The sequence below is a fragment of the Priestia sp. YIM B13486 genome, from assembly GCF_042787865.1.
Classification (GTDB): Bacteria; Bacillota; Bacilli; order Bacillales; family Bacillaceae_H; genus Priestia; species Priestia megaterium.
Genome location: NZ_JBHZOZ010000007.1, coordinates 190,302 through 202,600, shown reverse-complemented (window position 1 = coordinate 202,600; position 12,299 = coordinate 190,302). Strand labels below are relative to the sequence as shown.

Annotated in this window: 13 protein-coding genes; 11 read left to right on the top strand and 2 right to left on the bottom strand. The window is 39.2% G+C overall.

Annotation, left to right across the window (positions count from 1 at the left end; translation table 11 throughout):
• Nucleotides 1-2 precede the first annotated feature (2 nt).
• The 7 genes from ACFX4G_RS19255 to ACFX4G_RS19225 all read left to right on the top strand — a co-directional run bounded on the left by ACFX4G_RS19255 (nt 3) and on the right by ACFX4G_RS19225 (nt 6,613).
• Complete coding sequence (locus tag ACFX4G_RS19255) at nt 3-581, top strand: TerD family protein (protein ID WP_013057396.1); 579 nt, start codon at nt 3-5, stop codon at nt 579-581.
• Between the two features lie 35 nt (nt 582-616).
• Nucleotides 617-1,195 (top strand): TerD family protein, encoded by a 579-nt coding sequence (locus ACFX4G_RS19250; RefSeq protein WP_013057395.1) that lies wholly within the window; start codon nt 617-619, stop codon nt 1,193-1,195.
• Between the two features lie 94 nt (nt 1,196-1,289).
• Nucleotides 1,290-2,906 (top strand): YceG family protein, encoded by a 1,617-nt coding sequence (locus ACFX4G_RS19245; protein ID WP_377576239.1) that lies wholly within the window; start codon nt 1,290-1,292, stop codon nt 2,904-2,906.
• 18 nt (nt 2,907-2,924) lie between these two features.
• Nucleotides 2,925-4,016: a toxic anion resistance protein gene (locus ACFX4G_RS19240; RefSeq protein ID WP_377576236.1), complete on the top strand. Its 1,092-nt coding sequence runs from the start codon at nt 2,925-2,927 to the stop codon at nt 4,014-4,016.
• 308 nt (nt 4,017-4,324) lie between these two features.
• On the top strand, nt 4,325-5,095 hold the full coding sequence (locus ACFX4G_RS19235) for a DeoR/GlpR family DNA-binding transcription regulator (protein ID WP_377576233.1): 771 nt from the start codon (nt 4,325-4,327) through the stop codon (nt 5,093-5,095).
• Complete coding sequence (locus ACFX4G_RS19230) at nt 5,092-6,126, top strand: oxidoreductase (protein WP_377576230.1); 1,035 nt, start codon at nt 5,092-5,094, stop codon at nt 6,124-6,126. The genes ACFX4G_RS19235 and ACFX4G_RS19230 overlap by 4 nt, the downstream gene beginning before the upstream one ends.
• 13 nt (nt 6,127-6,139) lie before the next feature.
• Nucleotides 6,140-6,613, top strand: coding sequence for a heme-degrading domain-containing protein (locus tag ACFX4G_RS19225; protein ID WP_377576227.1), 474 nt, complete (start codon nt 6,140-6,142; stop codon nt 6,611-6,613).
• A 36-nt stretch (nt 6,614-6,649) separates the two neighbouring features.
• On the opposite strand, the gene ACFX4G_RS19220 is transcribed toward ACFX4G_RS19225, so the two are convergent.
• Nucleotides 6,650-7,909, bottom strand: a complete 1,260-nt coding sequence (locus ACFX4G_RS19220) for an erythromycin esterase family protein (protein WP_377576224.1) — start codon at nt 7,907-7,909, stop codon at nt 6,650-6,652.
• A gap of 86 nt (nt 7,910-7,995) precedes the next feature.
• On the bottom strand, nt 7,996-8,154 hold the full coding sequence (locus tag ACFX4G_RS19215; RefSeq protein WP_165802510.1) for a hypothetical protein: 159 nt from the start codon (nt 8,152-8,154) through the stop codon (nt 7,996-7,998).
• A 171-nt stretch (nt 8,155-8,325) separates the two neighbouring features.
• On the opposite strand from ACFX4G_RS19215, the gene ACFX4G_RS19210 reads away from it, so the two are divergent.
• From ACFX4G_RS19210 to ACFX4G_RS19195, 4 genes are all read left to right on the top strand, one after another.
• Nucleotides 8,326-9,087 carry an exodeoxyribonuclease III gene (locus ACFX4G_RS19210; protein WP_230184216.1) on the top strand — a complete coding sequence of 254 codons (762 nt, stop codon included), beginning with the start codon at nt 8,326-8,328 and terminating at the stop codon, nt 9,085-9,087.
• A 117-nt stretch (nt 9,088-9,204) separates the two neighbouring features.
• On the top strand, nt 9,205-9,642 hold the full coding sequence (locus ACFX4G_RS19205) for a MarR family winged helix-turn-helix transcriptional regulator (protein ID WP_043982995.1): 438 nt from the start codon (nt 9,205-9,207) through the stop codon (nt 9,640-9,642).
• A gap of 193 nt (nt 9,643-9,835) precedes the next feature.
• Nucleotides 9,836-11,491 (top strand): MFS transporter, encoded by a 1,656-nt coding sequence (locus ACFX4G_RS19200; RefSeq protein ID WP_377576220.1) that lies wholly within the window; start codon nt 9,836-9,838, stop codon nt 11,489-11,491.
• Nucleotides 11,492-11,520: 29 nt separating this feature from the next.
• The gene (locus ACFX4G_RS19195; protein ID WP_377576217.1) at nt 11,521-12,153 is read left to right on the top strand and encodes a biotin/lipoyl-containing protein; all 633 of its coding nucleotides are present in this window, start codon (nt 11,521-11,523) and stop codon (nt 12,151-12,153) included.
• The last annotated feature ends 146 nt before the right edge of the window (nt 12,154-12,299 follow it).

Below are 12,299 nucleotides of genomic sequence, written 5' to 3'. Positions count from 1 at the left end.
AAATGGCTATTAATCTTTCAAAAGGACAAAAAGTAGATTTAACAAAAACGAATCCAGGATTAACAAACGTAGTAGTAGGTCTTGGATGGGATGTAAATAAGTATGACGGTGGAAACGATTTTGATTTAGATTCATCTGTCTTTTTATTAAACGGAGCGGGAAAATGCGCTTCAGAATCTGATTTTATTTTTTACAACAATACGACGGGTGCAAACGGAGCGGTTGAGCATACAGGAGATAACCGTACAGGCGTAGGTGAAGGAGACGATGAGCAGGTTCAAGTAGATTTGAAAAATGTGCCTCAATCTATTGAACGTATCGCATTCACCATTACGATTCATGAAGCGGAAGCGCGCGGTCAAAACTTTGGCCAAGTAAGCAATGCTTACGTTCGTATTTTAAATGCAACAAATGACGAAGAGCTAATTCGCTATGATTTAGGTGAAGACTTCTCGATCGAAACAGCCGTTGTAGTAGGAGAGCTGTATCGACACGGCGGAGAATGGAAGTTTAATGCTATTGGCAGCGGCTATCAGGGCGGTTTAGCAGCACTTGTAAACGACTTTGGTTTAAACGCCTAATCATTAAAGTAAGAAAACGTACGGAGGATGTTTTTATGTCAATTTCTTTATCAAAAGGTCAGCGCATTGACCTAACGAAAACCAACCCAGGATTAACAAAAGTAATAGTAGGCCTTGGATGGGATACAAACAAATATGCTGGATCTCAGGATTTCGATTTAGATGCATGTGCATTTTTAGCCAATAAATCAAGTCAGGTTGTAAATGACGAGGAGTTTGTTTTTTACAACAATTTAAAAAGTCCAAATGGAGCTGTGGAGCATACCGGTGACAACCGTACGGGTGCAGGAGATGGAGACGATGAGCAAATAGCCGTTGATTTTTCCCTTCTTCCTGACCACGTTGAAAAAATCGGAATTAGCGTCACGATTCACGATGCAGATGCTCGCGGACAAAACTTTGGACAAGTATCCAACGCGTTTGTTCGTCTGATTGATGCTGAAACAAATGAAGAAGTACTGCGCTATGATTTAGGTGAAGATTTTTCAATCGAAACAGCTGTCGTTGTATGCGAGCTATACAAGCACGGAAACGACTGGAAGTTTAATGCCATTGGCAGCGGATTTTCCGGTGGCTTGGCCGACCTTTGCCGCAACTACGGATTATCCGTATAAAAAAGGCATGGGATAAATGAAAAAGAAAGGGTGCTTTAACGAGTACCCTTTCTTTTTAGCATGTATATGTCTGAAAAGAAAGGAGCTGTAAGGCGTGAGTAAACTAATTGATCCTCATATCATTAATCTTAACGAGCAAAATGGAACTTCTCTTTTTTCTCAAGATGTTTCTCTGCGAGGTGACTTTATACAAAATGAGCAGCAAACTTCCTACAAACAAGTGGCGGGAAGATATGTAGGCACCCATCTTGATGCGGACGAGTACGCAGCTTTTCTTTATGAACTTGCGCATTCATCATCATCGATCCTTGTCCTGCACGATAAGCTTGATAAGTCCATTTCAAATGATAGATTAAAAGAAGTACAAACGATTCTTAAAATTAATCAAGAAGAACGCGGCCTTTCTGTCAATCGACTGTTTGCTTTTTTAGAAGGAAAAAAGCTGATCGTGAAGTCAGAAAATCCCGCTATACATAGAAGAATACGCGAAAAATTTATTGAAACGTTAACGTGTTTTAAAGAACAGCACGCAGACGGTTTTATGGACGGGCAGTTTCAACGTGTATTAATCGATTTAATAAAGTGGCAGTGGAATCATGTGAAGTCTTGGATGGTCGATCAAGCATTTCCTGAACACGCGCCTCGCATCATGTGGTATGGAGATGCGAATAAAAGCGAGCGGTATTTTCTCTATTATTTAATTTTACTAGGTTTTGACGTCCTTACCTTTCATCCAGAGGGAAAGGATCATTTAAAAGAAGTAGATGAGAATCAGCGCTTAACAACTGTTTATACGTTTCCTTCTACTAGCGCGCTTTTACCTTTTCCAACGGATAAACCGGTTCGAAAAGGTACGGTAGCATTTCGAGCTTCTCAAGAAATTGAGCAAGTGCTTCATTCAGAGGAGTCTATGCTGTATAAACCGTGGCAATTTCGTTCGTATTTTCCAACTTCAGTTACTCTTAAAACGACGTATGATGAGATTTTTTTATTAATGAGAGAACGGGCGTTTATTCGTCCTAATTTTGAAGTGTCAAAGCCATATGTACAAGTGCCGGTTCTGTTTTCAAAAGTGCTTGGCATTTCCAAAAACCGAAAAGAGTACTGGAGTAAAGTGCATGAGCTCATGCAAACAGAAAATGAGTTAGCTCTGACTGTTGATTGTGTTCCTTTTGCTAAAAAAATAGAAGGAAATAATCACTTTCACTACCAAGGCGCTCTCGGAAGTGATGGGACGCTCAGTCCTGATAAAATGATTGAAAGCAACTGGTGGCGCTATAAAGAACTGCCTATCGGGCTTCAGCAAGGGCTAGCTGCAGCTATTTCCAGATACTGTGCACATTCAAAGCTCCTTCGGTTGGATCATGAAGATGCGTATCAGCATCAAATGTACTTGTTTAATCAGTCTTTGAAGCTTCCAAACAACGTGCTTCGCATGCTTCAAAAATTTGATTATACGCAGCACGTCCCTCGGCTCATTATCTATCACGGAAATGAACATGAAACGTTTACGCGTGAAGATGCAGCTTTACTGCTTCTGTTAAATGAATTTGGCGTTGATATTGTTCTTTTTAATCCGACCGGTCAAATAGATATAGAAGCGTTTGTCGAAGAAAAATATTTCGATATACATTGGCTAGAAGATATTAGCTTTAATGAAGAATTCAAAGAGCCGTCGCTCATTCAAAAATGGTTAAAACGAATCTTTTAAAGAAAGAAGGGTTTTTAAATGGCAACAAACGAATTACAGCCTTTAGATGTAAACGAAGCCGAAGAAGTTTTAGAAACAAAGCCTAATGAAGTAAAAGCAAAACTGCGAGAAGAGCCGGAAGTACGTCGCTTAGCAGAACAAATTGATTATAAAAATCAGCTGGCTTTACTTGAGTATGGGAAAGAAACAGCCAATGAAATTTCCTCGTTTTCCGGAAAAGTGCTTAGTACAATTAAATCGTCTAGCATGGAAGAGTCAAGTCAATTATTAAAGCAGCTTGGAAAGATTATGGACAAATTTGACGCAAAGGATTTTGTTGAAGATAAAGGGTTTTTCTCTAAGCTTTTTAAACGCGGTCAAAAAATAGTGGATAAGCTGTTTCAAAAATATGAAACAATGGGCTCTGAAATTGATAAAGTATATGTAGAGATTACAAAATATGAAACTGAAATGAAGCATTCAACCACGACGCTTGAACAGCTTTACGAGCAAAACTATCAGTATTATATGGAGCTTGAAAAATACATTGTAGCGGGCGAAGTGAAAGTAGAAGAGTTAAAACAAGAGCTAAAGGTGCTTGAAGAAAGAGCGTCGAGTGGAAATCAGCTGGCGGCAATGGAGCTTCAAACCTTAAAAAATGCGGTTGAGCTGATGGAGCAGCGATTATATGATTTAGAAATGGCAAAACAAGTATCTTATCAATCCGCTCCTCAAATCCGTATGCTGCAGCGAGGAAATACAAAGCTGATTGGCAAAATCAATTCTGCGTTTATTACAACGATTCCTATTTTTAAAAATGGGCTCATTAACGCAATCGCAGCAAAACGTCAAAATTTAGTAGCGGAGTCTATGAACGAATTAGACAAACGCACAAATGAGCTGCTTATTCAAAATGCAGAAAATATTTCACAGCAAAGCGTTAAAATTGCCAAAATGTCGGGTGCGCCCAGCGTAAAAGTAGAAACGATGGAGCAAACGTGGAATATTATTATGAAAGGAATGCAGGAAACAAAAGCGATCGAAGAAGAAAACAAACGCCTTCGTGAAGAAGGACTTGTTCGCTTGGAGCAATTTCAAGAAAACTTCAAGGCGCTTGAACATAAGATGTAACGAAAAAGTGGGAATCTTTACGATTCCCGCTTTTTTTGCCTATACGTTTGCCGGAAGTCTGAACCGTAAGCGATTAGTGAAAAGCGTGAAAGGGTATCAGATATAAAACAAGTATTATCCAAAATAAGATAGTTATTTCCAGAAAGCGTTTGTACACTTTTATGCTTTTTTTCGAATTTGTTTAAACAATCTTTTATAATTTAAGTTAAAAACTTAAAAAAATTAATCTTTTTAAGTTTTTTAGTGGTTTTTAGTTTTTCTTTGCGCTACAATTAGCTCATATCAAAGTAAAAAAGGAGGGTATTTCAATGTATCAAGAACAGCGCATGAGTGCGATTGTTGAATACCTTCATACACACCGTACGATTACGTTAGACGAAATTTGCGATATGTTTACCGTTTCAAAAGATACGGCGAGGCGTGATTTAGTCAAGCTTGAAGAAAACGGCGAGGTTATGAGAGTTAAAGGCGGAGCGACGCTATCGTCAAGTCATATCATTGATTACAGTGAACGAACGCCTACCAAAGCGAAAGAACAAATTGCTAAAGAAGCAGCTTCGTTAATGTCGGAGGGGTATGACGTGCTTTTAGATACGTCTTCTACCATCTCACTGATGGCGAAGTATATGGATTTAAAGCATGTAACCGTTATTACAAATTCCATTGATAATGTGGATTTGCTCGATCAATATACGCCGTGTGATACGTTTTTGCTGCCGGGCAAGTTTAACGGGAAAAACCGTAACGTCACCGGGCCAAGAACGATTTCTACGTTGCAGGAATACAAAGTAGATCAGCTGTTTTTAGGTACGTGCGGGGTTGGTGCAGATGGTATTACATCTCCAAGTGAAGAAGAAGCATTTTTAAAAAGACAGATGATTCAATGTGCAAGACAAGTTATTATGCTTGCGGATCATACGAAGTTTGAACGTGAATTTTTACATCGAGTATGTGATATGAGCGATATTGATATCTTAATCACAAATAAAGAGCCAGAAGCGGATGTAAAAGAAAAAATAGAACAAAATCAAGTGCGGCTTATCGTAACAGATTTTGATAAAGGAGAGGAAACACAATGAAGAAAATAAAAGTAGGATTAGTAGGATACGGATTTTCAGCAACGGTCTTTCACACGCCGCTTTTAAGCGTGTTAGACGAATTTCATATTTCAAAGGTAATGAGCTCAAATCCTGAAAAAGTAAAGAGTGACTTAGAAGATGTTGAAGTAGTGAGCACTCTATCTGAACTTCTAGAAGATGACAGCATTGATTTAGTTATTATTACAACGCCTAGCGGCATGCACTATGAAATGGTGAAAGACGCACTACGCGCAGGCAAGCATGTAATTGTTGAAAAGCCAATGGTTGTATCAGAAAAAGAAGCAAATGAATTAATTCAATTAGCAAAAGAACAAGATGTTCAACTAAGCGTCTATCATAACCGCAGATGGGATAATGATTATTTGACGGTGAAACAGCTGATTGAAGAAGGGAAATTAGGCGACGTTAAAATTTATGAAGCGCATTTTGACCGCTATCGTCCAGCTGTTCGAGACCGCTGGAGAGAAAATGAAGGACCTGGGTCAGGAGCGCTTTACGATTTAGGCTCTCATTTAATAGACCAAGCCTTACACCTTTTTGGAATGCCTGAATTTGTTCAAGCTGATGTATTTGGTCAGCGAGATCATGCACGTACGGATGATTACTTCCACGTAGTGCTTGGATACGGTTCTCTTCGCGTTATTTTACATTCAAGTGCCATTGTGCCAAGCAACGGGCCGCGCTTTCAAGTTCACGGAACAAAAGCAAGCTATATTAAATACGGCATTGACGGCCAAGAAGATATGCTAAGAGCCGGCAAGAAGCCTGTGGACGATACGTGGGGAGCCGACAGCCCTGAACACTACGGGAAGCTGACAACTGGCGAAGGCGAAACGAAAGAAATTCAAACACTGCACGGTTCTTATGTGACGTATTATCAAAAAATTGCCGACAGCCTGCTTCGAGGAGAAGAGCTTCCGGTTTCAGCAGAAGAAGCTCGTGACGTAGTTAAAGTTATCGAAGCGGCATTTGAAAGCAGCAAAGAAAAACGAGCGGTTTATTTTAACTAAGGAGCGAGAAACAGTGAGTAATCATTCGACAGAGAAACTGCTTGAAAAAGTAGTTCAGCAGGAAAAAGAACTGATCTTTCATCAATTTACAAATGACCAAGCGTTACAGATAGGAACAGCAATTATTAATGAAGCAAAAAATAAGGGGAAAGCCGTTACAGTAAGCATAAAACGAAATGGTCAAACTCTCTTTCAACATGCGATGGAAGGGGCCATTCCCGACCATGAAGAATGGATTAAACGAAAATCAAATACCGTTCTTCGCCACCATCACAGCTCGTATTATATGAAGCTGTACTGCGAGCTAAAAGATCGTTCTTACGCGCAGTTTTATGCAGCGAATCCTCAGGAATTCGAAGCGGTAGGCGGGTCATTTCCGATTTCGGTTAAAAACGTTGGCGTAATTGGAACCATTACTGTATCAGGCATGTCGCAAGAAGAAGATCATGAACTTGTGACAGATACGATTCGTAGCTTTTTGCAATAAAAATAAGCGGACTTCGTTGGAAGTCCGCTTATTTCATTAAAGGATGAGTGGTGATAAGGCGTGTGTTTTTTCTACATAAATAAAAGCATCATATCGTTTTGACAAGCGAGAAGGAACATAATTTCCGTATTGTTCAATCTCTGGGTCGTAGACAACACCAATGGCGCGGTGGCCTATCGTTGAATGAAAAAATGTTCGGTTTTCCTCTGTGAACATGAGATATTGATCAAAAGCACCTGCTCGGTGAATGGCATCTTCCCAGCTTCCTTCTATAGCTGGAGGAACGGTTAATTCCTGATGAGGATTACCCCAGCTATCAGAAGCAATGACCGTGCCGTGATGAGTTCCAAATCCGACGGCGTAAACATGCTTCTGTCCGTATTCTTCACGGGTAAGCTGACCTACATTCACCATGCCGCTGCTTTTCATGTCCGTTGCTCTTGCATCTCCGATGTGAGTGTTATGCTCCCATACAATTCCTTTAGCGCTATCTTTGTAGTAAGATTGAATATATTTTAAAGCTTCTACCATATGACGATCGCGAATATTCCACGATTCATTGTCGTTGGTAATCATCGTATGATAATAAGCTTCAGCATTGCTTGCTACCAGCGCATTTACCTGCATACTAAGCGAAGCCTCAGGCTCATGAGTATAGGTATCTTTTTTTTGCTGAATGGTTTGTAAAAGCTCTAAGATTTCTACCATGCAGTTTTTTCCGTAAAGGGCAGAAGAAATTCCGTACATCTGTGCTTCGCGATGAAAAGGTTCAAAGCATTCAAAGGCTTTTTTCGCTTTCTTTGCATCAGGAGCGTGGTTGTTTTCTAAGTACTCAATAATAGCTTCTATCGATTCCCACAGGCTGTATACATCTAAGCCGTAAAAACCTACTTTTGGCTGATGTGCTGGCAAGTTGTTGTTATAATCACGAAGCCATTCAATCAATTCTTTTATTTCTTGATTGGCCCATATCCATGAAGGCCAGCGGCTAAAAGATCTTAAGACATCTTCGGCATTCGCGTATTGAGTTGTATATCCTTTAATATAGCGATTAACTTCAAAACACGAAGGCCAGTCTCCTTCCACTGCTATAAAGGAAAAATCATGATGCTGAATTAATTCTTTCGTAATAGCTGCTCGAATTTCGTAAAATTCAGATGTGCCGTGAGAGGCTTCTCCGAGAAGTACGTATTGAGCGCGGCTTGCTGTGTTAATAAGCGGCAGTAAGTCATCGACATCAGCAAAAGGCATAGAATGTTTTTTAATGGCTTCTATCATTTGAATAGTTTTTAGCATACGACCACCTTATGTTTAAGAAATGGATAGCAAGAGCTTGAGACAGCGAGTCTTGCTACCAGTTAACGCGTTTTTATTTTTATGAATTACCTGCTAAAGTGCTTAATGGCAGAATCATTTAAAGAAAAATCTTCTTTAGTAAGCGCTGTTTGATTCTGTGTTTCGCATTCTTTAGTAGGGTGCTCTTCTTTTTTAGAAACAGCAGAAACTTCTTCGTTATTTTCATACGTGTGGTTTGTTGACATTATGTTTCACCTCTTATATCTAGTGTTTGAGGTACAGAAAATAAAATAAGAAGAAATATCAGGAATACCTTGAAAAGAAAAGTATACGCTTTAAATTATTTGAACTCATGCAAGAAATTGTCTACACTAAACACTGATACATAAATCGAGTGAGGAGAACGTGAAGAGTTTATGAAGTTGATTTCGTGGAACGTAAATGGCATTCGCGCTTGTGTGCGAAAAGGATTTTTAGATTATTTTCAAGAAGTGAATGCGGATGTATTTTGTATTCAAGAGACGAAGCTGCAGGAAGGCCAAATTGATTTGCAGCTAGAAGGATATTATCAGTACTGGAATTATGCCGTGAAAAAAGGGTATTCCGGAACGGCTGTTTTTACAAAGCAAAAGCCTTTATCCGTTTCATACGGTGTGGATAAAGAATCAGAAGACGAAGGACGTATTATTACGCTCGAGTTTGAACAATGCTATGTAGTAAATGTGTATACGCCAAATTCTAAAAGAGACTTAGCAAGGCTTGAAGAAAGGCTTCAATGGGAAGATGATCTGCTCGTGTACTTAAAAAAATTAAATAGCCGTAAAGCGGTAGTTTTATGCGGAGACTTAAATGTAGCACACGAAGAAATTGACTTGCGTAATCCGAAGCCAAACCGAGGAAATTCTGGTTTTACCATAGAAGAGCGAGGGAAAATGACGACGCTTCTTGCTAGCGGATTTCTTGATACATTCCGCTATTTATATCCGAATCAAGAAGGATCCTATACCTGGTGGTCATATATGAACAAAGTGCGAGAACGAAATATCGGGTGGCGCATTGATTATTTTATCGTATCGGAGAGAATGAAAGACGTTACTCAAGAAGCTGCTATTCATCCGCATGTAATGGGAAGCGACCACTGTCCTGTGATGCTAGAATTAAATGTACCCCATCTATGATATCTTTCTATATAATAGAAGAAAAACGGAAAAAAGGTTGGTTCACGCGAACGGTTGCGGTATAGTAAACATATTAAAAAATACAGAATGTTTTATGAGATAAAGGGGGAGACAGAGGTGAAGCGAGACTCGCTGCAAACCATTGAGCACGAAATTGCGCTGCTTGTTCGTCTAACAACGACGCACAGTCCTAAGCTTGGAAGCTTGGACCGTTCTGAATATTTACTGTTAAGCGAGCTAGATCAGCGCAGTCCGCTCGGGATTAATGCATTAGCTGAAAATTTAAAGCTAAGCTTATCTACAGCTAGCCGGCAAGTATCTGCGCTTGAAACCAAACAGTTTGTTCGCCGCTTTCCAAGTCCAGAAAACGGGCGAATTAGTTTAATTGAAATGACGGATTCAGGAAAAGATATTTTGCAGCATGTACAAAACAAGCGTAAACAAGCCTATGCTGAAGTATTGGAAGACTGGTCGGAAGAAGAGATTTTAGCACTGGAAAAAAGCTTATCCCGCTTGAATCTCGATTTTAAAAAATGGCGCAGTAATGGATGTTAAAGCGAATACATATAGATGAACAAAAAGGCTATTGAAAAATAGTCTTTTTAAGTTGAAACAAAGAAGTTGATTTCTTCTTTAAAAGATGTATAATATGTAGTGCTGCTATAACTTGCATGATACAACTTGTACAATAAAATATGTAAGGAATTGTTAGTCATATGAAAAGAATTTAATAAAAGGAGGAATAAATATGAGTCAGAATAATCCAGCAGTAGCCTCCGACAAACAAGGTTTAAGCGTACCTAAATACTTGATTATGGCGATTTTAACGCTATTTTCAATTGGTCCTCAGTATTTTTTGAATTTATCTTACACGGTCAATCAAGTATTGATTCAAAATCGATTTGATGCGAGTACACAAAGCTTACTATTGCCATCTATTATTTCTAACTTGGCATTTGGACTTGGGGTACCGATTGGTCCGATGCTCACGAAAAAATATGGCGTGCGTAAAGCATACTTAACGTTCGTTTTGGTCTTTTTAGCGGGTTCAATTATCAATGTTTTTTCAGAAAACGTTGCGTTTTTATCCCTTGGTCGTTTGATTCAAGGCTTAAGTTCAGGAATGCTGTTTTTAACCATTATTCCAGCTGCGCTGATCTCGTTTCCGAATAAAATCCGAAACTTCTTTTTAGTGTTAGCAATCGGCGGACTGTTCGGTTCAACGGCGATTGGAGCCTTTTTAGGTGCTGTATCTCTTAGTATGGATAATTGGCGCTGGGTTTTTGTTTTAGGAATAATAGCTTCTCTTGTCTGTCTGTTTATTGGATATAAGGTATTACCTGCTCATGATCCAACTCAGCAAGAAGATCGATCAGTGGATAAGAAAAGTATCTTTATTCTTAGTCTTATTATGATTTTATTGGTGTATCCACTGTATGAACTAAGATACGAAGGATTTGCTTCTATTCAAGTGTGGCCGTTCTTACTAGCTGCAGCAGGATTAGTTGTCATTTTTGTCTTAGTTGATTTAGCGGCTGAAAATCCGTTAGTACCATTAAAATCGCTGCTAGCCGTAAAACCAGTTGCAGGTACAATTATGGCAATTGGCGGTCATATGGCGTATATTCTAGCCATTGCAGGTATTAATGGCGTCATGCAAAATGTGCAAAATGCATCGTACACCACGCTTTCTTATTTTTATTTGTACTTCTTTATTGGGGTACTGATTTCAGCATTTGCGACGACATTTTTGTATGACAAGTTTGGCCCAGGCTACCTTGGAGCGATTGGATCACTTCTTATTGTCATTGTGGGATTCAGCTGGGTGAACGTATCAGCTGATACATCACTAGTGAGCTTGTATATTCACATTATGCTCTTTGGTATGGGTGTTAGTATGGCACTGGTATCTGGCGCGCTAGGAGCGGCACTAGCCGGAGATTTACATCAAGCTTCCATGCGTTCGATTTCACTGCACTCCATTCGAAATTTACTAGGAGCCATTATAGCACCTGTAATAGGATGGTTTGTTGTTCGACAAAACGCGATTTATTATGAAGATTTTCGAGGTCAAATTAGCTCAGTAGATCCTCAGGTGAAGCTGCAGCTGTCTGAAATGATTAAACGCTATATGGGTATGGGAATGAGTCAAGCGGATGCAAAAACATCGGCTGTGACGGCTGTTGTAGCAGGCGCTAAAAAAGCGTCGATTTTACATGCGTATCACAACTTATTTTTCATGCTTGGTATTTTAGGCGTAATTATGCTCATTGCTTCACTAAGTAAAGCGTGGAGCGGTAAAAATAGAATTCTTGTTCAAAAAGAAGAGGTGCAAGAAAAAGCTGAGCCGCAAGAAGAAAGAAAAATGCTGCCGGCACCTCAAACAGAAGAAGCATCTGTATAATATACTAACTATAGAAAGAAGGAATTCCTATGAGTAAAAGTCGTTTATTGGTTACTAACATTGTTGGAATCATTGTGATTTTATTACTAGTAGGCTTTGGTGGATATTATTTCTACGAAAAAGCAAATTATGTTAAAATCGATGAAGCGCAGGTAGAAGCACCGCTTTCACAAGTTATGGCTTCAGCTAACGGTCAGTTAAGCGAATGGAATGTAAAAGAAGGAGATAGCGTTTCTCAAGGTGACTCTGTTGGAAGCTTAAAAGAAGCCGACAAATCAACAGACGTAACGTCTATGATTGACGGAACAATTATTAAAAACAACGCATCTCAAAATCAATTAGTAAAAGCTGGCGATGTGTTAGCACAAACAGCTGATTTATCTAAAATCTACATCAATGCAAACATTAAAGAAACAGACCTAGGTGACTTAGAAGAAGGAGACAGCGTCGACATTACAGTGGACGGAGATTCAGGTAAAGTCTTTAAAGGCCATGTTGAAGCAATCGGTCGCGCAACAAACTCAGTGTCTTCTATGCTTCCTGCTCAAAATACAGGAAACTACACAAAGGTAACGCAAAAAGTACCGGTGAAAATTTCAATTGATGACGCATCAGATAAAGTTCTTCCAGGTATGAATGCGGAAGTGAAAATTTCAATTTAATAACGGAAAAAAAGCTGCTTCCTCTAAGGGAGCGGCTTTTTTTATGCCTAAACAAATAAAATAAAAAATGTGCTAAAAAGGGGATGTATACAAAGGAAATGTGTGGTAAGATACTTCTTGTTTGAAATTGGATATCGGTAAAGAAG

Bases quoted from the DNA above. Each gene is read 5' to 3' on its own strand.
- ACFX4G_RS19220 (WP_377576224.1), bottom strand. From the start codon at position 7,909: ATGCTAAAAACTATTCAAATGATAGAAGCCATTAAAAAACATTCTATG.
- ACFX4G_RS19200 (WP_377576220.1), top strand. From the start codon at position 9,836: ATGAGTCAGAATAATCCAGCAGTAGCCTCCGACAAACAAGGTTTAAGC.
- ACFX4G_RS19230 (WP_377576230.1), top strand. From the start codon at position 5,092: ATGAAGAAAATAAAAGTAGGATTAGTAGGATACGGATTTTCAGCAACG.
- ACFX4G_RS19240 (WP_377576236.1), top strand. From the start codon at position 2,925: ATGGCAACAAACGAATTACAGCCTTTAGATGTAAACGAAGCCGAAGAA.
- ACFX4G_RS19255 (WP_013057396.1), top strand. From the start codon at position 3: ATGGCTATTAATCTTTCAAAAGGACAAAAAGTAGATTTAACAAAAACG.
- ACFX4G_RS19195 (WP_377576217.1), top strand. From the start codon at position 11,521: ATGAGTAAAAGTCGTTTATTGGTTACTAACATTGTTGGAATCATTGTG.
- ACFX4G_RS19215 (WP_165802510.1), bottom strand. From the start codon at position 8,154: ATGTCAACAAACCACACGTATGAAAATAACGAAGAAGTTTCTGCTGTT.
- ACFX4G_RS19210 (WP_230184216.1), top strand. From the start codon at position 8,326: ATGAAGTTGATTTCGTGGAACGTAAATGGCATTCGCGCTTGTGTGCGA.
- ACFX4G_RS19235 (WP_377576233.1), top strand. From the start codon at position 4,325: ATGTATCAAGAACAGCGCATGAGTGCGATTGTTGAATACCTTCATACA.
- ACFX4G_RS19250 (WP_013057395.1), top strand. From the start codon at position 617: ATGTCAATTTCTTTATCAAAAGGTCAGCGCATTGACCTAACGAAAACC.